Raw genomic sequence first — 18,330 nt, forward strand, 5'->3', positions numbered from 1 at the left:
ACCCCCCGAGAGCGGAAAGGCCGGGTATCCGATGGACCTGACCTCGCCGTGGGTTCCCCCCTCCGAGGACGAGAGCCGGACGCCGCGCAGCAGTCCCACCACCCGCAGCCCCATGCGGTGCGTGCGCTTACTTCTCGGCTGCACCAGCGCCGCCGAACTGCTCGGCACCGTCCTCGCCGAGGGGCCGGGCTGGATCACCGGCGAGGGTTCCGCGCTCTACCTGCTGGATTCCGCCGGAATGCTCCGGCTGACCGCCTCGCACGGGCTGCCGGACTGGGCCCACGAGCGCTACAGCATCGTCGATCCGGCCGGTGACCTCCCCGCCGCGATGGCCCTGCGGTTACGCCGCCCCTACCTGCTCAGTCCCGAGCACACCAGCGTCGACTACCCGAACAAGAACGCCGGCATGGGCACCGGCATGGTCGCCGTGATCGCCCTGCCGATGGTCGTCGACGAGCGGCCGGTCGGCGTCCTCGCCCTCGCGCTGGCCCACCGGGGCACCGTCCCCCGCCGCGACCTGGACGTCCTGGAGACCATCGGCGAGGCCTGCGCCCACCGGCTGTCCCACCTGCTCGACCACGCGGACGCCCGGATACCCCAGGACCCGGCCGGGGCGCCGCCGGACGGGGCCGGCAGCCTCCCCGCCGGGCTGGCCCACCCGATGCTGTCGCTCGCCGTCCGGGCGGCCGGGCACGGCGCCTTCGAACGCGATCTGGTCACCGGCGAGAGCTACTGGGACGCCGCGGCGTTCCGGGTCACCGGCCAGCCCGCCACCGCCGACGGCTCCGCCCCGGAGCTGGACCGGATCGTCCACCCGGAGGACCTGCCGGACGTGCAGGCGGCGCTCGCCGAATCGCTCACCACCGGCGGGTGGTACCGGATCGGGTACCGGGTGCTGCGCGGGGGCGGCAGGGTGGCGCGGATCGAGGAGACCGGCGAGGTGATGCTGGACGTCCACGGTCGGCCGGTCCGGGTCGCCGGGCTGCTCTCCGACCGGGGCCAGGGCCGCGGCCGGGACCAGGGCCGGGAACACCCAGGGCAGCAGCCCGAGGAGCAGTCCACCCCGGCCGGGGCACGGACGGCGCTGCTGCTCGCGCTCACCCGGTCGCTGTCGCGGGCGGTGACCGTCCGGGACGTCACCACCGCCGTCACGGACGTCGCCCGCCCGGCGTTCGGCGCCGCCAGCATCGTCCTGGACCTGGTGGACGAGGGCCGGCTGCTGCCCGTCTCGCACACCGTGTACGGCGGGCCCAGACGCACCGAGCTGACCCGGCTGGCGGACCTCTCCGAGAACGTGATGCAGCACGCGCTGACCCGCTCGGCCCCGCTGTTCAGCGAGCCCGGCCCGGACCGGGGCCGGCACGGCCCGCTCACCCCGGCCTCCTGGGCGGTGCTGCCGCTGGTCGCCTCCGGGCGGCAGGTGGGCTCCTGCCTGATCACCTTCTCCGCCGAGCGGGCGTTCGGCCGGGAGGACCGCACCCTGTACTCGGCGTTCGCCGGGATCCTGGCGCAGTCCCTGGAGCGGGCCCGGCTGTACGACACCCACCACCACCGCGCCACCGAGCTGCAGCGCGCGATGCTGCCGCGCACCCTGCCCCGGCTGCCCGGGATCGCCAGTGCCGCCCGCTACCTGCCGAGCACCGAGGGCATGCAGATCGGCGGCGACTGGTACGACCTGCTGAGGCTGCCGGACGGCCGGATCGGGCTGGTGATCGGCGACGTCCAGGGCCACAACGCGGAGGCGACGGCGGTGATGGGCCAGCTGCGCAGCGGCCTGCGGGCGTACGCGACGGACGGGCACGATCCGGCCGCCACGCTGGCCCGGACCAGCCGGCTGCTGACCGAGCTGGACACCGACCTGTTCGCGACCTGCCTCTTCCTGGCCCTGGACCCGGCCGACGGCGCGCTGACCGCGGCCCGGGCCGGGCATCCCGCGCCGGTGCGGATCGCGGACGGCAGGGCCGTCGAGCTCGATCTGCCGGGCGGGCCGCCGCTGGGCGTGGACCCGGGGCAGCCGTACCCGCTGACGGTCGGCCGGCTGGCGGTCGGCGAGACGCTGCTGGTGTACACCGACGGGCTGGTCGAGGACCGCGAGGAGGACTACGACGAGTCGGTGCAGCGGATGCTCGGCGGGCTGGAGCTGTGGGCCCGGCAGACCGGCCCGACCCGGGTCGGCGCGGCGCCCGCGCTGGAGCGGCTGGCCGACCTGCTCACGCTGAACGTGACCGAGCGGCGGTCCCGGCCGGACGACGTGGCGCTGTTGCTCCTGCACCGGACGTCGCCCCTTCCGTAACACCGTGCACACGTTCCCCACACATCCCAGGACGTGACTCGGCCATCTCCCGCCCGGCCCGGCCGACGCGCCGCAGGCGCCCCACCGGGGACGAACGTCCTCGGGCCGTCCGGATCGCGGTCGAACGGCGCCGGTTTGACGCCGTATTGACTGGATATTGACGAGATCCGGTCACTTGGCGAGATCCGTTCACACCTTCGTAGGATCATCACCCTAGAATTCGCGGCGTGACGATGACTCAGTGGTGCACAACGGCAACCGGCGTACTCGCCGCCCTCGCCCTCGTGGCCACCGCCCGGTACCGCGCCGTGTCCGTCACCCAGCGCCGCCGCGCCGACCGGCTGCGACGCGACCTCGCCCGGCTCCAGGAGCAGCTGGGCGCCGAACTCTCCCGCCGCGGCGCCGACCTGGCCGCCGTCCAGCAGGAGCAGGAACTCACCGCCTCCACCCAGCGGGCCTTCCTCAGCGTCGCCCGCCGCATCCTCGTCATGGCCCACGACCAGCAGGCCCTGCTCGACGAGATGGAACGCACCCACGACGACCCGGCGCTGCTGGAGGGCCTGCTCAAGGCCGACCACGCCGCCGCCCAACAGGCCCGGCTGGCCCAGACCCTGGCCGTGCTGTGCGGCGCGCGGGCCGGCCGGCACTGGCCCGAGCCGGTCTCGCTGGAGGACGTCGTGCGCGGCGCCCAGTCCCGCATCCTGCCGTTCCAGCGGGTGGTGGTCCGCAGCCGGATCGAGACCGCCGTGGTCGGCGCCGCCGCCGAGGCGCTGATCCACGCCGTCGCCGAGCTGCTGGACAACGCCACCCGCTACTCCCCGCCCAGCACCCAGGTGTTCGTCACCCTGATGCCGGTGCACAACGGAGCCGTCATCGAGATCGACGACGGTGGCGTCGGCATGCCGGAACAGGCCGTCGCCAAGGCCGCCGCCGCCCTCGCCGGCGGCACCAGCCTGGAGGTCTCCCGGCTCGGCGAGGTGCCGCAGCTGGGCCTCGCCGCGGTCGGCCGGCTGGCCGAGCAGTACGGCTTCCGGGTCACCCTCAGCTCGGCGCCCTCGCCGTACGGCGGCGTCCGCGTCGTCGTGATGCTGCCGAACGCCCTGCTCACCGAACCGCTGCCGCCCACCGTCCCCGGCCTCGGACCGGACGACCGGGCGTTCAGCACCGATTTCCGGCCGACCGGACACCCCGCCGGACACCCCCTGGTGGAGACCCCGCCGGCCGGCCGACCCCCCGCGGCCGCCGACACCCCGCCGCCGCTGCCCCGCCGGAGCCACCGACGCGACCGCGCCGCCCGCCCCGCCCAGCACGCCTCTCCCGCGCCGCCGCCCGCCCCGCCGTACCGCTCGGCCCGGGACGCGCAGGCGTTCATGGCGATGTTCCAGGCCGGCACCGCCAGCGGCCGATCGGCCGCCCGGGTCCAGGCCCAGCACGACCCTTCCCTGCCCGCTTCCCCCCGACTTCCCCAGCGCTCCGGAGAGTTCCATGACCACCACCCCTGATCTCGGCTGGATGCTCGCCGACATCGTCAACGTCCCGCAGGTCCAGCACGCCGTCGTCGTCTCCAACGACGGCCTGGAGATCGGCCGCAGCGCGAACATCGCGCGCGAGGACGCCGAACGGCTCGCCGCCGCCTGCTCCGGACTCCAGTCGCTGGCCCGCGGCGTCGCGACCGGGTTCGGCGGACCGGGCAGCGCCACCCGCCAGATCATCATCGAGTACGGCGGCGGCTACCTGTTCATCGTCGCCGCCGGGGCCGGCGCGCACCTGGCCGTGGTGACCAGCGACGCCGTGGACGCCGGCCTGGTCGCCTACCAGATGCAGGTCCTGGTCGAACGGATCGGCAGCCACCTCACCAGCCCGCCGCGGGTCGACCACGCGGCGGGGGGGCACCGGTGAGCGGGCCGGTCCGGCCCTACGTCATCACCGGTGGCCGCAGCCGGTCCACCCGGGCCGAGCTGGCCATCGAGAGCCTGGTCAGCGCGTTACCCGAGCCGCCGGAGCTCCCCGACCACGCCCTGCTCAACCGCGAGCACCGGCGCATCCTCGCGCTCTGCCACAGCCTGCTGTCGATCGCCGAGGTGGCGGCCCACCTGGGGCTGCCGCTCGGCGTCGTCAAGGTGCTGGTCGGCGACCTCTGGGACCTCGGCGCCGTCCAGGTCCTCCCGCCCGTCCCGCAGGCCGAACGCCTGCCCGCAACCCTTCTGGAAGAGGTGCTCGTTGGCCTCCGCCAACTCCGCTGAAGCCCCCGGGGCCACCGCCGACCTGCCCGCCGAGCCGCGGTACCTGCCGTCCTCGGTCCAGGGCGCGGTGAAGATCCTGGTCACCGGCCCGTTCGGGGTCGGCAAGACCACGCTGGTCGGCTCGCTCAGCGAGATCACTCCGCTGCGCACCGAGGAGACGATGACCGCCGCCAGCAGCGGCATCGACGACCTCACCGGGCGCACCGGCAAGACCACCACCACGGTCGCGCTCGACTTCGGCCGGATCACGCTCAACCCGCGGCTCGCGCTGTACCTGTTCGGCACGCCCGGCCAGCGGCGGTTCTGGCCGCTCTGGGACGACCTGTCGCGCGGCGCGCTCGGCGCCATCGCCATGGTCGACCTGCGCCGCCCGGACGAGAGCTTCGACGTGCTCGGCCGCCTGGAGGAGCAGCGCATCCCGTTCGCCGTGGCGGTCAACACCTTCTCGGACACGCCGAGTTACCCCGAGGAGGAGCTGCGCTCCGCCCTCGACCTGCTGCCGGAGGTACCGATCCTGCACTGCGACGCCCGCGACCGGCGGCAGTCCTACGACCTGCTGATCGACTTCGTCGACCACCTGCACCGCAGCTCGATCCTGGAGCTCCAGGGATGACCGCGCCCGAACCCGGCACCGCCTCCCCCGGCTGCCCGTTCCCGCACGGCGGCAGCCTGCCCGCCGGCCTCCCGCTGACCCCGCTGTACGGCCCCGCCGTCGCCGAGGACCCGCACGGCCTGTACGCCCGGCTGCGCCAGCGCTACGGCCCGGTCGCGCCGATCGAGCTGGAGCCCGGGGTCGAGGCCTGGCTCGTCCTCGGCTACGCCGAACTGCTCGAACTCACCCGCAACGAGGCGCTGTTCTCCAAGGACTCGCGCCGCTGGCGGGTGCCCGCCGAGGGCCGGCTGGCCCCCGACTCCCGGCTGCTGCCGATGACCTCCTGGCGGCCCACCCTGCTCAACCTGGACGGCGCCGAGCACCAGCGGCTGCGCTCCGCCGTCTCGGACACCCTCTCCCAGATCGACCACCGCCAGCTGCGCGAGACCACCGAGGCCTGCGCCAACGACCTCATCGACAGCTGGGGCCCGGACGGCACCGCCGACCTGATCGCCCAGTACGCCCGCCCGCTGCCGCTGCTGGTCTTCACCCAGCTGGTCGGCCTGCCCCGCGAGGCCGGGCCCCACCTGGTCGAGCTGATCAGCCACTTCGTGGACAGCGGCCCCAAGTCGGTGCGCGCCAACGCCGAGTTCCAGGCGATCCTGGTCGACCTGGTCCGGCGCCGCCGGACCGCCCCCAGCGCCGACCTCACCTCCTGGCTGCTCGCCCACCCGGCCGGGCTCACCGACGAGGAGGCCGTGCACCACCTGGTGGTGATGCTGGTCGCGGGCAACGAGACCAGCATCAACTGGACCGGCAACACGCTGCGGCTGCTGCTCACCGACCGCCGGTTCCGGGCCACCCTCACCGGCGGGCGGCTCACCGTCTCCGACGCGCTGGAGGAGGTGCTCTGGCGCGACCCGCCGACGCAGAACTTCCCCGGCCGCTGGGCCACCGGCGACACCGTCCTCGGCGGCCAGTACATCAGCGCCGGCGACATGCTCGTCCTCGGCCTGGCCGCGGCCAACGCCGACCCGGCCGCCCAGGGCCTCGCCTCCGCCGCCCAGGGCTCGCTCGGCGGCAACCGGGCCCACCTCGCCTGGGGCGCCGGACGGCACGTCTGCCCGGCCCAGCACCCGGCCCGGATCATCGTCGAGACCGCCGTCGAGACCCTGCTGCACCGCCTGCCCGATCTCCAACTCGCCGTCCCCGCCGGCGACCTGGGATGGCGCCCGTCCCCGTGGTCACGGGCCCTGCTCGGCCTGCCGGTGCTGTACAGCGCCTTCACCCCGCCCCGCCCGCCAGCCCCCGAGAGGCCCGCATGGACACCGCCGTCGACCCCCGACCCGAGCCCGTCAGACTCGACCCCTTCGGACGCGACCAGCACCAGGAGAACGCCCGCCTCCGGGCGGCCGGCCCCGCGGTCCTGGTGGAGCTCCCTGGCGGGGTGGTGGTCTGGGCGATAACCCACCACGACACCCTCCAGGCGCTGCTCGCCGACCACCGGGTGGGCAAGAACGCCCAGCTGTGGACGACCTTCCGGGAGGGCCGGCTGCCTCAGGGCTGGCCGCTGCTCAACTTCGTCACCGTGCCCGGCATGGTCACCGCCGACGGCGACGACCACCGGCGGCTGCGCGGCCTGGTCAGCCAGGCCTTCACCCCGCGCCGAATAGCCGACCTGGCGCCCGCGATCGAGGCCCGCACCGTCTCGCTGCTCGACCGGGTCGCCGAGCTGGACGGCGCGTTCGACCTGCGCGAGCACTTCGCCTACCCGCTGCCGATGCAGGTGATCGGCGAACTGCTCGGCCTGGCGCTGGAGGAGCAGGACAGGCTGCACGAGCTCTCCGACACCCTGGTCTCCAGCTCGGCCACCCCGGCGGCGGCCGCCGCCGCGCAGCAGGCCCTGTACGCGCTGCTGGGCTCCGTGGTGGCGGCCAAGCGGGCCGCGCCCGCCGACGACCTCACCACCGACCTGATCGCCGCCCGCGAGGCCGGGGACCGGCTCAGCGAGGCCGAACTGGTCGGCACCCTGCTGCTGATGCTGGTCGCCGGGCACGAGACCACGCTCAACCTGATCACCAACGCCGTCCGGGCCCTGCTCGCCCACCCCGACCAGCTGCGGCTGGTGCTCTCCGGCGAGCAGCCGTGGTCGGCGGTCATCGAGGAGACGCTGCGCTACGACTCGCCGGTCGGCCAGTTCCCACTGCGCTACGCGACCGAGGACATCGAGGTCGGTGACGTGGTGATCCGACGCGGCGAGGCGCTGCTCGCCTCCTACGCGGCGGCCGGCCGCGACTCCGGGCACCACCCGGACGCCGACCGCTTCGACGTCACCCGGCGGCCCAACCGGCACCTGTCGCTCGGCCACGGCCCGCACTTCTGCCTCGGCTCCGGGCTGGCCCGGCTGGAGGCCGAGACCGCGCTGCGGCACCTGTTCGGGCGGTTCCCCGGGCTGGCCCTCGCCGAGGGCGACGCGCCGGAGCCGATCGGCTCCTTCATCAGCAACAGCGTGCGAACCCTGCGGGTGACGGTCTGAGCCGCCCGGTTACCTGAAGGCGGCCCGGGTCGTTCGGCAGTGCATGAAGAAACTCGCCACCCTGGCCGCCCTCACCATGGCGGGCCTCGCGCTCGCCGCCCCGGCGGCGTCCGCCACCACCCAGACCGCGAGCTCCCCGGACGCCACCGGGGGCCTCACCGACGGTCTCAACCTCTCCCCGGCCGACCTCGCCATCCACGCCGCCGGCAAGTTGCCGGTGGTCGGCCACACCGCCCAGGAGGTGGAGGCCGTCGGCACCAACCAGATGACCCACCCGGGGCTCAGCGGTCAGATCGGCTGACCCGGATCGACTGACCCGGATCGGCTGACCACGCCCACCGGGCACCGCCCCGGTTGCCGCCACCCCCGTCGGCGGCAACCGGGGCTTCGCCGTTCCCGGGCCCGCCCGGCCCGCGCCGCAGGCCTGCCCGGACCACCCGGCGCCGCCGGACCGCCCTGCCCGGCGCCGCCGGGCCCGCTCGGCGCCGGTCGGACCGTGAGAAGCCCGCTCAGAAGAGGCCGTTCAGCTCCTGGTAGGTCAGCCCGCCCTCCAAGGCGGTGTAGGTGCCGCTCGCGTACACCTCCGCCGCGGCCCGGCGCACCGCCGCGTACGCCACCTCGGCCAGCCCGGGGCCGAGGCTCACCCGGGCCACGCCCAGCTTCGCCAGCTCCGGGACGGACGGCGCGCCCGGCCCCGCCAGCACGTTCAGCGGCACCGGGACGGCCGCGGCCAGCGCGGCGATCGTCTCCTGGTCCGCGACACCGGGCACGAACACGCCGTCCGCACCCGCCTCGACGTAGGCCCGCAGCCGGCGCACCGCGTCGTCCAGCCGGCCCTCCGGCGCGCCGATCCCGTGCAGGAACACGTCGGTGCGCGCGTTGACGTAGGCGGGCACGCCCGCCGCGTCCGCCGCCGCCCGGGCCGCCGCGATCCGCTCGGCGGCCTCGGCCACCGGTCGGCCCTCGTCCTCCAGGTTGACGCCGACCGCGCCGGTGGCCAGCAGCGCGGCGACGGACTCGCCGACGCCGGCCGCGGTCCGCGCGAAGCCGCTCTCCAGGTCGGCGGTGACCGGCAGGTCCACCGCGCGGACCACCTGCGCCGTCCGTACGAGGACCTGTTCGAGGTCGGCGCCGCCGCCGTCCCGGCTGCCGAGCGACCAGGAGACGCTCGCACTGGCCGTCGCCACCGCCCGCGCTCCGGCGGCGGCGACCAGGCGAGCGCTCGCCGCGTCCCACACGTTGGCGAGCACCAGCGGCTCGCCCGGCCGGTGCAGTTCCCGGAGCAGCCGGGCCTTCTCCTGCTGGACGACCGCCATGTCCGCCATGTTCGTCATGTCCCCGGGCCTCACTTGGCGGCCGGGCTGAGCCGGGAGGCCACCCCGATCCGGTTCCAGGCGTTGATGGTGACGATCAGCGCGATCAGCTGGGCCAGCTCGGTCTCGTCGAACTGGGCGGCGGCCTCGGCGTAGACCGCGTCCGGGACGTGGCCCTGGGTCAGCAGGGTGACCGACTCGGTGAGGGCCAGCGCGGCCCGCTCCCGGGCGGTGAACCAGGGGGTCTCGCGCCAGGCCGGGAGGGAGAGCAGCCGGTGGTCCTGCTCGCCGCCCTTCAGGGCGTCGGTGCTGTGCATGTCGATGCAGAAGGCGCAGCCGTTGATCATCGAGGCGTGCACCTTGACCAGCTCGGCGAGCGTGTGGTCGATGCCCTTCCGGGCGGCGCGGTCCACCGCGATCATGGCCTGGTAGAAGTCGGGGGCCAGGCTGTGCAGCGCGAGGCGCTGGGCGGGGGCCGGGACCGGGACCGGGGCCTCGGTCGGCTGGTGCTCGTTCGTCGTCATGGCCACCAGCCTAGGGACCTGGTGGACCTGTTCCCTGGTGCATTTGAACCGCGAAATCCTGGGCCACTTCGGCCTGCGCCCGGCCGTCCGGCGAGTGTGCCACGGCGGCGGCCGAAAAGGGAGGGCCCTGGGGCGCCTCAGGGCGCGGACGCGCACTCCCGGCGCGCGAACGGGAGTGCGAGGATCGACCGCGGGGGCGCCACCACGCGTGCCCCCGCCGGGCGAGGTCAGGGGGCCGCGATCGTGTGTACGGCGTTCGTCAGCATCGAACCGGGAGCGGCCGTGCCGGTGCTGCTCCTCTCCGTCCGGGACGAGTACCTCGGGCGCGGCTGGCTGCCGCCGGACCACCACTGGCCGGACCGGCCGGCCCTGGTCGGCGGACTCGACCTCGCCGCCGGCGGCACCTGGCTGGCCGTCGACCCCGGGCGGCGGACCGCCGCCTGCCTGCTGAACGGCTTCGGGCCGCTCGCCCCCGCCGACACCCGGCTCTCCCGTGGCGAACTGCCGCTCACCGCCGTCCGGGACGGCGGGATCGGCCACCTCGACCTCACCCCGTACGACCCGTTCCACCTCGTCCTGGTCCGGCCCGACGGCGCCCGGGTCGCCAGTTGGGGCGGCGGCCGGCTGGAGGAGCGCGAACTGCCGGTCGGCCTCAGCGTGGTGCTCAACGACGGGTTGGAGGGCACGGCCGCCAACCGGACCGCCTCCGAGCGGATCCGCGCGCTGATGGCCGCCCGCGCCGACCGCTTCCGGGCCCGCCTCGCCGCCGCGCCCCGGCCGGAGCCGACCGGCGACGGGCCCGCCGAACGGGCCTGGGGCGACTGGCTGCCGATCGTCGCGGGCGACGGCCTGCCGCTGGACGACGACGCGGCGCTGATCCAGCGGCGGGACTTCGGCGACGGGCGGATCTGGGGGTCCTCCTCGATCTCGCTGCTCGCGCTCGGGCCGGACGGGCCGCGCTACGACTTCGCCCCCGCGCCGGTGCCCGCCGACGGCGGGGCGTGGCGGCGGGTGCCGCTCGGCGGGGGCGGACCGGCGGCGCGGTCCGGCGGCTGATCGGCTGCCAACCGGCGGCTGGCCGACAGCGGTGGCGCCCAGACGTCCGCTCGATGAACTTCTGGCGGCGGGGCTGCCGGGCGTCTACATGCCCGTAGTAGCTTCGCGGGGCTCCCCCGGATCCAGACCCCCGAGCGAAGGTGCGCGATGTCCACCCTGACCTACCCGGAAGCGATAGGCGTCGGCCTGCTGCAGGGTGTGACGGAACTCTTCCCGGTCTCCAGCCTGGGCCACAGCATCCTGCTCCCCGCCCTGATCGGCGGGAAGATCCAGCGGGACCTCGACATGACCGCCGAGGGCTCCTCCTACCTCGCCGTCCTGGTCGGCCTGCACCTGGCCACCGCGTTCGCGCTGGTGGTGTTCTTCCGCAAGGACTGGGTCCGGGTGATCGGCGGCTTCTTCAGCTCGATCCGCCGCCGCCGGGTCGAGAGCCGGGACGAGAAGCTCGCCTGGCTGCTGATCATCTCCACCATCCCGGTCGGGGTGGCGGGCCTCGCCCTGGAGAAGGCGCTGCGCAACGCGCTCGGCAAGCCCGTCCCGGCCGCCGTCTTCCTCGCCCTCAACGGGCTGGTGCTGCTCGGTGCCGAACGACTCAAGCGCGGCGGCACCGGCCGTCGGCGGGCCGGGCACGCCGCCCCGCCGACCGAGGAACCGGGCCTCGACCCGGCGATCGCCTCCGACCACCGCCTCGCCCGGCTCAGCTTCGTCCAGGGCGCCTGGATCGGCGCCGCCCAGATCCTCGCGCTCTTCCCCGGCATCAGCCGCTCCGGTGTCACCATGAGCGCCGGCATCCTGCGCGGCCTGCACCACGAGGACGCCGCCCGCTTCTCCTTCCTGCTCGCGACCCCGGTCATCCTGGCCGCCTCCGTGCTGAAGGTGCCGGAGCTGTTCAAGCCGGAGAACTCCGCCGTCCTCGGCCCGGTCGTCGCCGGCAGCATCGCCGCCTTCGTCGCCGGCTACGTCTCGGTGCGCTTCCTCACCAAGTACTTCGAGACCCGCAGCCTGACGCCGTTCGCGCTCTACTGCTTCCTCGCCGGCGTCGGCAGCGCGGTCTACCTGTCGGTCTGATCCGCCCCCACCCCGGGGTCGAGGATGCCGGGCCGCGCGATAATCGGGCCCGTGAGCAGCTCCTGGACTTCCTTCGGCGGCGACTTGCACCTGGACCTCACCGAGCGGCGCGCCGCCGGGGCCGGGCTGCGGGCCGCCCTGGAGGACGCGCTGCGCGAGGCCGTCCAGGACGGGCGGCTCGTGCCCGGCACCCGGCTGCCGTCCTCGCGGGCCCTCGGCGAGGACCTCGGGATCGCCCGGAACACCGTGGTCGAGGCGTACGGGCAGCTCACCGCGGAGGGCTGGCTCACCTCCCGGCAGGGCTCCGGCACCACCGTCGCCCGGCGGGCCGCGCCCGGCCGGAGCCGGCGGGCCGCCCGGCCCGCGGCGGGGCGGCGGACCGTCCGGCACGACCTGATGGCCGGGCGGCCCGACCTCTCGCTCTTCCCCCGTACCGCCTGGCTCGCCGCCGCCCGCCGGGCCCTCGCCACCGCGCCGCACGAGGCCTTCGGCTACGGCAGCCCATTCGGCCGGATCGAGCTGCGGCGGGCGCTCACCGACTACCTGGCGCGGGTCCGCGGCGTCCGCACCGACCCCGACCACCTGCTGATCTGCACCGGTGTCTCCCAGGGCCTGGGCCTGCTCTGCGCCGCCCTGCGGGAGCGCGGGGACCGCGCCCTCGCGGTCGAGGAGTACGGGCTGCCGCCGCAGCACGCCGTCGCCCGGGCGGCGGGGCTGGCCACCGTTCCGGTGCCGCTGGACGAGGCGGGCGCCCGGGTCGAGCGGCTCGACGGCCGGTGCGGGGCCGTCCTGCTCACCCCCGCGCACCAGTTCCCCACCGGTGCGCCGCTGGCCGCCGACCGGCGGGCCGCCGCCGTGCGCTGGGCGCGCGAGCGGGACGGGTACGTCGTCGAGGACGACTACGACGGCGAGTTCCGCTACGACCGGCAGCCGGTCGGCGCGATGCAGGCGCTCGACCCGGAGCGGGTGGTGTACGCCGGGACGGCCGCCAAGAGCCTCGCGCCGGGCCTGCGGCTGGCCTGGCTGGCCCTGCCGGACGCGCTGGTCGAGCCGGTGGCCCGGTTGAAGAGACTGGCCGACACGATGTCCCCGGTGCTCGACCAGCTGACCCTCGCCGAGCTGATCACCTCCGGGACGTACGACCGGCACGTCCGCCGCTGCCGGCTGCACTACCGGCGCCGACGGGACCAGTTGGTCGCCGCGCTCGCCGAGCACGCCCCGCGCGTGCGGGTCACCGGGATCGCCGCCGGGCTGCACGCCGTTCTCCAACTGCCGCCCGGTTCCGCGTCCGAGGCTGAGCTGCTGGCCCGGGCCGAGGCCGCCGGCCTGGCCCTCGAAGGGCTGTCCTGGCACCTCGCCGACCGGTCGGCCGCCGACCCGGACGCCGCCCCCGCTCTGGTGATCGGCTACGCGTCCCCGCCCGAGCACGCCTTCCCGGCGGCGCTGGACGCCCTCTGCGAGCTGCTGCGCGAGCGGTGAGGGCCGCGACCGCCCCGGTGGACTACTTGTTGCGGTTGCCCAGTTCGAACAGCAGCATGATGAAGCCGGCGACGGCGTGGATGCCGGCGGTGTAGATCACCAGGCGGACCCCGACCCGGCGGTTGGCCGAGATGCCGGCGTCGACGGTCAGCGGGGCGGGGGTCGGAGCGGCCGGGGCGGTGGCCGCGGCGGCCTGGTCGGGGCTGGTGGGATCGGCCATGAGGGATCTCCTCCAAGGGTTCTGACGTCGGGTCAGTGGGTTGCTGCGGGGCCGCCGAGGCAGAGTTCGCCGCCGGGGCTCTGCAGCAGGGTGTGGACGAAGAGCAGTTCGACGCCGTCCGGCGCGTCGGCGGCGATGCAGTGCGGGGTGAGCGAGTCGAAGTGGGCGGAGTCGCCGACGTCGAGGCGGTGGACGCGGTCGCCGAGGGTCAGCTTGAGCCGGCCCTGCAGGACGTACAGCCACTCCTCGCCGGGGTGGACCCGGACCACCGTGTCCTGCACGCCCGGGGGCACGTGGACGCGCAGCGCCTGCATGGCCCGGCCGGGGGCGCCGGCCCGGCGGTAGCCCCAGCCGCCGGCGCGGCCGGGTTCGATGGCGCCGCCGCGCACGACCGGGTCGGGTTCGGCCATGGTCTCGCCGAGCAGGCCGGAGACGGAGGTGCCGTAGGCGCGGGCGAGGCCGAGCAGGACGGGGAGGGAGGGCTGGCGGCGGCCGGTCTCCAGCCGGGACAGATAGGCTGGGGAGAGCCCGACCCTGGCGGAGGCCACTTCGAGGGTCAGGCGGCTGCTGAGCCGGTGTTCCCGGAGGCGGGCGGCGAGGCCGACCACTTCCTGGTCGTCGAGCCGGTCTTCCGGGGCGGCGTCCCCGGTCGGGCTGGTGGTCATGTGACCAGTGGACACCCGCCGTGCCGCTCGGGCAAGATTTTTGCCTCAGAGGCAAGAGGGCCCGGAGTCCCCCTTCTCGGCTACGGCCGCGGGATGTTGCGCAGGTTGCTGCGGGCCAGGTCGATCATGCGCCCGACCCCGCCGGAGAGCACCGTCCGCCCGGCCGCCAGCGCGAAGCCCTTCAGCTGGGCCGCCGTGATGTACGGCGGGATGGACAGCGCGTTGGGGTCGGTGACCACGTCCACCAGGGCGGGGCCGGGCCGTTCCAGCGCCTCCGCCAGCACCTCCCGGACCCTCCCCGGCTCGGTGACCCGCTTGGCCGGGATGCCCATCGCCCGCGCGATCCCCGCGTAGTCGACGTCCCCGTTGTCGATCTCGTACTCCGGGTAGCCCGAGACCAGCATCTCCAGCTTGATCATGCCGAGCGCCCCGTTGTTGAAGACGACGGTCTTCACCGGCAGCCGGTGCTTGGCCACCGTCAGCAGTTCGCCGAGCAGCATGCCGATCCCGCCGTCGCCGGCCATCGCGATCACCTGCCGCCCGGGGCAGGCCAGTTGGGCGCCGATGGCGTGCGGCAGGGCGTTGGCCATCGAGCCGTGCAGGAAGGAGCCGATCACCCGGCGGCGGCCGTTCGGCTGGAGGTAGCGGGCGGCCCAGACGTTGTTCATGCCGGTGTCCACGGCGAACACCGCGTCGTCGGCGGCCACCTCGTCGAGCACCGAGGCGACGTACTCGGGGTGGATCGGCAGGTGCTTCTCGATGTCCCGGGTGTAGGCGCCGACCACGTCCTCCAGCGAGCGGCAGTGCTTGCGCAGCATCCCGTCGAGGAAGGCGCGGTCGCGCTTGGCGTCCAGCAGCGGCAGGACGGCCCGCAGGGTGGCGGCGACGTCGCCGTGGACGGCCAGTTCGAGCGCGGTGCGGCGGCCCAGCCGGGTGGCGTCGTGGTCGACCTGGACGGTGTGCGCCTGCGGCAGGAAGGAGTCGTACGGGAAGTCGGTGCCGAGCAGCAGCACCAGGTCGGCGGAGTGCAGCGCCTCGTGGCAGGCGCCGTAGCCGAGCAGGCCGCTCATGCCGACGTCGTACGGGTTGTCGTACTGGATCCACTCCTTGCCGCGCAGGGAGTGCCCGACCGGCGCGTTCAGGGCCCGGGCCGCCTCCATCACCTCGCCGTGCGCCCCGCGCACCCCCGCGCCGCAGAACAGGGCGACCTTGCGGGCCGCGTTGAGCAGCCGGGCCAGCTCCTGCACCTGGGACCACGGCGGCGCGGCGACGGCCTGCTCGGTGAGGAAGTGGCTGGTCCCGGTGGGCCCGGCGGCGGGGAGCGCGGCGACGTCCCCGGGGAAGGCCAGCACCGAGACGCCGTGCGAGCCGAGCGCGTGCTGGATGGCGATCCGCATCAACCGGGGCAGCTGGGCGGGGGTGGAGAGCATCTCGCACCAGGAGCTGCAGTCGGTGAACACCCGCTCGGGGTGGGTCTCCTGGAAGAAACCGGTGCCGATCTGCCCGGACGGGATGTGCGAGGCGAGCGCCAGCACCGGCAGGCCGCTGCGCTGGGCGTCGTACAGGCCCTGGACGAGGTGGGTGTTGCCGGGGCCGCAGGAGCCGGCGCAGACCGCGAGCCGGCCGCTGAGCTCGGCCTCGGCGGCCGCCGCGAAGGCGCCCGCCTCCTCGTTGCGCACGTGCACCCAGCTGATGCCGTCGGTCCGCCGGATCGCGTCCACGACCGGGTTGAGGCTGTCTCCGACCACGCCGTAGACCCGCTCGACCCCGGCCTGCCGGAGCACCTCCACCATCTGTTCGGCCACGCTCGCCACGGGTGCTCTCCAATCACCGGCCGCCCGCTGCCGCAGGACACCTGCACCCTCCGACGGCCGGGCCCGCCCCGCACCCGGAGCGGGCCCGAACAGGTGAACGACAGGCCGGCGCGGCTACTCCGCCGCCAGGTGGTCCTGCTGCCCGAGCTTGCCGCTGACCAGGCCCGCCTGCGCCTGCCGCCGGGCGGGCTCGCGGCCGGGCGGCTGGCCGCACCGCTCCTGGGCCGGCGGCGCGGTGGTCGGCAGGGTGACCGGCTGCCCGGCCTTCACCTGCACCGGCTCGCCGTCGTGCCACAGGTGCAGCACCTCGCCGCGGCGCAGCGCGTACGTCGTCCCCTCGTGGGTGATCTGGACGCCCAGCAACTGCCCGCGGACCATCAGCGAGAACCCGAGCCTCATCAGCCCGCCCGGCAGCCGGGGCCGGAAGGACAGCGAGTCGCTGTGGTCGCGCAGCCCCCCGAAGCCCGCCACCAGGGCGATGCAGGCGCCCGCGAGCGAGGCCATGTGCAGGCCGTCGCGGGTGTTGCCGCCGAGGTCGTGCAGGTCCATCAGCGCCGCCTCGGCCGTGTAGTCGTACGCGAGGTCGAGCTGGCCGACCTCGGCGGCGATCACCGCCTGGGTGCACGCGGAGAGCGAGGAGTCGCGGACGGTGAGCCGCTCGTAGTAGGCGAAGTTGCGGGCCTTCTGCTCGTCGGTGAACGCGTCGCCGCGGACCTGCATGGCGAGCACCAGGTCGGCCTGCTTGACCACCTGCTTGCGGTACAGGTCGAAGTACGGGTAGTGCAGCAGCAGCGGGTACTTCTCGGGCGGGGTGTGCTCGAAGTCCCAGACCTGGTGGTGGGTGAAGCCGTCGGCCTGCGGGTGCACGCCGAGGTCCTCGTCGTACGGGATGTACATCGCGGCCGCGGCGTCCCGCCAGGCGGCGGTCTCCTCGGTGTCGACGCCGAGTTCGGCGGCCTCGTGCGAGTGGCGGGCGGCGGCCTCGGCGGCGGCGCGCAGGTTCGTCTGCGCCATCAGGTTGGTGAACACGTTGTTGTCGGCGACGGCGCTGTACTCGTCCGGGCCGGTGACGCCCTCGATGCGGAACTTCCCCGAGACGTCGTGGTGGCCGAGCGAGCGCCACATCCGGGCGGTCTCCACGAGCAGTTCGAGCCCGTACGCGCGCTCGAACTCGGCGTCCCCGGTGGCCCGGACGTAGCGGGCGACGGCGGCGGCGATGTCGGCGCCGATGTGGAAGGCTGCGGTACCGGCCGGCCAGTACCCGGAGCACTCCTCGCCGCGGATGGTCCGCCAGGGGAACACCGCTCCGGCCAGGCCGAGTTGGGCGGCCCGCTCGCGGGCCAGCGGCAGCGTGGTGTGCCGCCAGCGCAGCGCCTGGTTGACGGCCCCGGGCAGGCAGTAGGTGAGCACCGGCAGGACGAAGGTCTCGGTGTCCCAGAAGCTGTGCCCGTCGTAGCCCGGGCCGGTCAACCCCTTGGCGGGGATGGCCCGTTCCTCGCTGCGGGCGCCGGCCTGGAGGACGTGGAAGACGGCGAACCGGACGGCCTGCTGGAGTTCGACGTCGCCTTCGATCTCGACGTCGCTGGTCTCCCAGAACTCCTTGAGGTAGTCGGCCTGTTCGGCGGCCAGACCGTCCCAGCCGGTGTACCTGGCGGCGGTCAGCGCGGCCTCCACCTGGTCCCGGACGGCGGGCAGCGAGCGCGTCCCCGACCAGCCGTAGGCCATGAACTTGACCAGCCGCAGCCGCTGTCCGGGCCGGAGCACGGTGGTGACGCTGATCCGGCAGTGGTCGGCCTCGGCCTCGGCGACGGTTTCGAGCTCCTCCGGGCCCTCGATCACGTGGTCCATCCCGGCGGCGACCCGGATCGCGCTGTAGCGGGTGCGGTGCACCAGGACGGCCTTGGTGCCGCTCGCGTGGTGCACCTCGGGCTGCAACGGCGCCTCCAGCACGGCGGAGGCCCGCGGATCGCCCTCGGGGCCGCCGGGCAGCTGCTCGTTGGCGACCAGCTCGGACTGGAGCACGATCCGCACCGGCCCGTCCACCGCCTCGACGCTGTACTCGACCGCAGCGACCGCGCGCTGGGTGAGCGAGACCAGCCGGGAGGAGCGCACCCGGATGGTCCGGCCGGCCGGGGAGGTCCACTCGGCCTCACGGTGCAGCATCCCCTCCCGGAAGTCCAACCAGCGCTTGTGGCGGATGAGTTCGCCGTAGCGCAGGTCGAAGGGCTCGTCGTCGACCAACAGCCGGATGATCTTGCCGTTGGTCACGTTGATGACGCTCTGGCTGGACTCCGGGTAGCCGTAGCCGCCCTCGCCGTACGGCAGCGGGCGGAGCTCGAAGACGCCGTTCAGGTAGGTGCCGGGGAGGCCGTGCGGCTCGCCCTCGTCCAGGTTGGCGCGCAGGCCGATGTGGCCGTTGGAGAGCGCGAACAGCGACTCGGCGCGGGCCATCGCGGTCAGGTCCAGGCCCTGCTCGGCGATCAGCCAGGGGTCGACGGAGAAGTTGTCCAAGCCACTCATGCGCCCA

Annotated in this window: 17 protein-coding genes; 11 read left to right on the plus strand and 6 right to left on the minus strand. The window is 74.7% G+C overall.

Annotated elements, in window-relative coordinates; translation table 11 throughout:
* Nucleotides 1–31: 31 nt before the first annotated feature.
* The 8 genes from ACFWPT_RS16425 to ACFWPT_RS16460 all read left to right on the plus strand — a co-directional run bounded on the left by ACFWPT_RS16425 (nucleotide 32) and on the right by ACFWPT_RS16460 (nucleotide 7,965).
* Complete coding sequence (locus tag ACFWPT_RS16425; RefSeq protein WP_380482337.1) at nucleotides 32–2,293, plus strand: SpoIIE family protein phosphatase; 2,262 nt, start codon at nucleotides 32–34, stop codon at nucleotides 2,291–2,293.
* Between the two features lie 233 nt (nucleotides 2,294–2,526).
* Nucleotides 2,527–3,795 (plus strand): sensor histidine kinase, encoded by a 1,269-nt coding sequence (locus ACFWPT_RS16430; RefSeq protein ID WP_380374917.1) that lies wholly within the window; start codon nucleotides 2,527–2,529, stop codon nucleotides 3,793–3,795.
* Nucleotides 3,779–4,192 carry a roadblock/LC7 domain-containing protein gene (locus ACFWPT_RS16435; RefSeq protein WP_063348307.1) on the plus strand — a complete coding sequence of 138 codons (414 nt, stop codon included), beginning with the start codon at nucleotides 3,779–3,781 and terminating at the stop codon, nucleotides 4,190–4,192. Before ACFWPT_RS16430 ends, ACFWPT_RS16435 begins: the two co-directional genes overlap by 17 nt.
* Nucleotides 4,189–4,536, plus strand: a complete 348-nt coding sequence (locus tag ACFWPT_RS16440) for a DUF742 domain-containing protein (protein ID WP_350880532.1) — start codon at nucleotides 4,189–4,191, stop codon at nucleotides 4,534–4,536. Before ACFWPT_RS16435 ends, ACFWPT_RS16440 begins: the two co-directional genes overlap by 4 nt.
* 22 nt (nucleotides 4,537–4,558) lie before the next feature.
* Nucleotides 4,559–5,149, plus strand: coding sequence for an ATP/GTP-binding protein (locus ACFWPT_RS16445; RefSeq protein ID WP_380482402.1), 591 nt, complete (start codon nucleotides 4,559–4,561; stop codon nucleotides 5,147–5,149).
* Nucleotides 5,146–6,594, plus strand: coding sequence for a cytochrome P450 (locus ACFWPT_RS16450; protein ID WP_380482339.1), 1,449 nt, complete (start codon nucleotides 5,146–5,148; stop codon nucleotides 6,592–6,594). The genes ACFWPT_RS16445 and ACFWPT_RS16450 overlap by 4 nt, the downstream gene beginning before the upstream one ends.
* Nucleotides 6,558–7,664, plus strand: a complete 1,107-nt coding sequence (locus ACFWPT_RS16455; RefSeq protein WP_380482341.1) for a cytochrome P450 — start codon at nucleotides 6,558–6,560, stop codon at nucleotides 7,662–7,664. The genes ACFWPT_RS16450 and ACFWPT_RS16455 overlap by 37 nt, the downstream gene beginning before the upstream one ends.
* Nucleotides 7,665–7,707: 43 nt before the next feature.
* Nucleotides 7,708–7,965 carry a hypothetical protein gene (locus ACFWPT_RS16460; RefSeq protein WP_063348310.1) on the plus strand — a complete coding sequence of 86 codons (258 nt, stop codon included), beginning with the start codon at nucleotides 7,708–7,710 and terminating at the stop codon, nucleotides 7,963–7,965.
* Nucleotides 7,966–8,173: 208 nt separating this feature from the next.
* Here the strand turns inward: ACFWPT_RS16460 and ACFWPT_RS16465 are convergent, their stop codons facing one another.
* Together ACFWPT_RS16465 and ACFWPT_RS16470 are read right to left on the minus strand one after the other, a co-directional pair.
* Nucleotides 8,174–8,998 carry an isocitrate lyase/phosphoenolpyruvate mutase family protein gene (locus ACFWPT_RS16465; protein ID WP_380482343.1) on the minus strand — a complete coding sequence of 275 codons (825 nt, stop codon included), beginning with the start codon at nucleotides 8,996–8,998 and terminating at the stop codon, nucleotides 8,174–8,176.
* Nucleotides 8,999–9,009: 11 nt separating this feature from the next.
* Nucleotides 9,010–9,501, minus strand: a complete 492-nt coding sequence (locus ACFWPT_RS16470; RefSeq protein WP_380482347.1) for a carboxymuconolactone decarboxylase family protein — start codon at nucleotides 9,499–9,501, stop codon at nucleotides 9,010–9,012.
* A gap of 243 nt (nucleotides 9,502–9,744) precedes the next feature.
* Here ACFWPT_RS16470 and ACFWPT_RS16475 point away from each other — a divergent pair, with 243 nt between their 5' ends.
* The 3 genes from ACFWPT_RS16475 to ACFWPT_RS16485 all read left to right on the plus strand — a co-directional run bounded on the left by ACFWPT_RS16475 (nucleotide 9,745) and on the right by ACFWPT_RS16485 (nucleotide 13,104).
* The gene (locus ACFWPT_RS16475; RefSeq protein ID WP_380482349.1) at nucleotides 9,745–10,557 is read left to right on the plus strand and encodes an NRDE family protein; all 813 of its coding nucleotides are present in this window, start codon (nucleotides 9,745–9,747) and stop codon (nucleotides 10,555–10,557) included.
* Nucleotides 10,558–10,704: 147 nt separating this feature from the next.
* Nucleotides 10,705–11,625 carry an undecaprenyl-diphosphate phosphatase gene (locus ACFWPT_RS16480; protein ID WP_380374877.1) on the plus strand — a complete coding sequence of 307 codons (921 nt, stop codon included), beginning with the start codon at nucleotides 10,705–10,707 and terminating at the stop codon, nucleotides 11,623–11,625.
* A gap of 51 nt (nucleotides 11,626–11,676) precedes the next feature.
* The gene (locus ACFWPT_RS16485; RefSeq protein ID WP_380374879.1) at nucleotides 11,677–13,104 is read left to right on the plus strand and encodes a PLP-dependent aminotransferase family protein; all 1,428 of its coding nucleotides are present in this window, start codon (nucleotides 11,677–11,679) and stop codon (nucleotides 13,102–13,104) included.
* Between the two features lie 22 nt (nucleotides 13,105–13,126).
* On the opposite strand, the gene ACFWPT_RS16490 is transcribed toward ACFWPT_RS16485, so the two are convergent.
* From ACFWPT_RS16490 to ACFWPT_RS16505, 4 genes are all read right to left on the minus strand, one after another.
* The gene (locus ACFWPT_RS16490; protein WP_063348315.1) at nucleotides 13,127–13,324 is read right to left on the minus strand and encodes a DUF6126 family protein; all 198 of its coding nucleotides are present in this window, start codon (nucleotides 13,322–13,324) and stop codon (nucleotides 13,127–13,129) included.
* Between the two features lie 32 nt (nucleotides 13,325–13,356).
* Nucleotides 13,357–13,989: a helix-turn-helix domain-containing protein gene (locus ACFWPT_RS16495; RefSeq protein ID WP_063348316.1), complete on the minus strand. Its 633-nt coding sequence runs from the start codon at nucleotides 13,987–13,989 to the stop codon at nucleotides 13,357–13,359.
* An 80-nt stretch (nucleotides 13,990–14,069) separates the two neighbouring features.
* Complete coding sequence (locus tag ACFWPT_RS16500) at nucleotides 14,070–15,803, minus strand: pyruvate dehydrogenase (RefSeq protein ID WP_380482351.1); 1,734 nt, start codon at nucleotides 15,801–15,803, stop codon at nucleotides 14,070–14,072.
* Between the two features lie 114 nt (nucleotides 15,804–15,917).
* Complete coding sequence (locus ACFWPT_RS16505; protein WP_380374884.1) at nucleotides 15,918–18,323, minus strand: glycoside hydrolase family 65 protein; 2,406 nt, start codon at nucleotides 18,321–18,323, stop codon at nucleotides 15,918–15,920.
* Nucleotides 18,324–18,330 lie beyond the last annotated feature (7 nt).

This window comes from Kitasatospora sp. NPDC058478 (assembly GCF_042720345.1).
Classification (GTDB): domain Bacteria; phylum Actinomycetota; class Actinomycetes; order Streptomycetales; family Streptomycetaceae; genus Kitasatospora.

Excerpts from the sequence above, each read along its gene's own strand:
- ACFWPT_RS16425 (WP_380482337.1), top strand. The coding sequence starts at position 32 with ATGGACCTGACCTCGCCGTGGGTTCCCCCCTCCGAGGACGAGAGCCGG.
- ACFWPT_RS16430 (WP_380374917.1), top strand. The coding sequence starts at position 2,527 with ATGACTCAGTGGTGCACAACGGCAACCGGCGTACTCGCCGCCCTCGCC.
- ACFWPT_RS16435 (WP_063348307.1), top strand. The coding sequence starts at position 3,779 with ATGACCACCACCCCTGATCTCGGCTGGATGCTCGCCGACATCGTCAAC.
- ACFWPT_RS16450 (WP_380482339.1), top strand. The coding sequence starts at position 5,146 with ATGACCGCGCCCGAACCCGGCACCGCCTCCCCCGGCTGCCCGTTCCCG.
- ACFWPT_RS16460 (WP_063348310.1), top strand. The coding sequence starts at position 7,708 with ATGAAGAAACTCGCCACCCTGGCCGCCCTCACCATGGCGGGCCTCGCG.
- ACFWPT_RS16465 (WP_380482343.1), bottom strand. The coding sequence starts at position 8,998 with ATGACGAACATGGCGGACATGGCGGTCGTCCAGCAGGAGAAGGCCCGG.
- ACFWPT_RS16470 (WP_380482347.1), bottom strand. The coding sequence starts at position 9,501 with ATGACGACGAACGAGCACCAGCCGACCGAGGCCCCGGTCCCGGTCCCG.
- ACFWPT_RS16480 (WP_380374877.1), top strand. The coding sequence starts at position 10,705 with ATGTCCACCCTGACCTACCCGGAAGCGATAGGCGTCGGCCTGCTGCAG.
- ACFWPT_RS16490 (WP_063348315.1), bottom strand. The coding sequence starts at position 13,324 with ATGGCCGATCCCACCAGCCCCGACCAGGCCGCCGCGGCCACCGCCCCG.
- ACFWPT_RS16495 (WP_063348316.1), bottom strand. The coding sequence starts at position 13,989 with ATGACCACCAGCCCGACCGGGGACGCCGCCCCGGAAGACCGGCTCGAC.
- ACFWPT_RS16505 (WP_380374884.1), bottom strand. The coding sequence starts at position 18,323 with ATGAGTGGCTTGGACAACTTCTCCGTCGACCCCTGGCTGATCGCCGAG.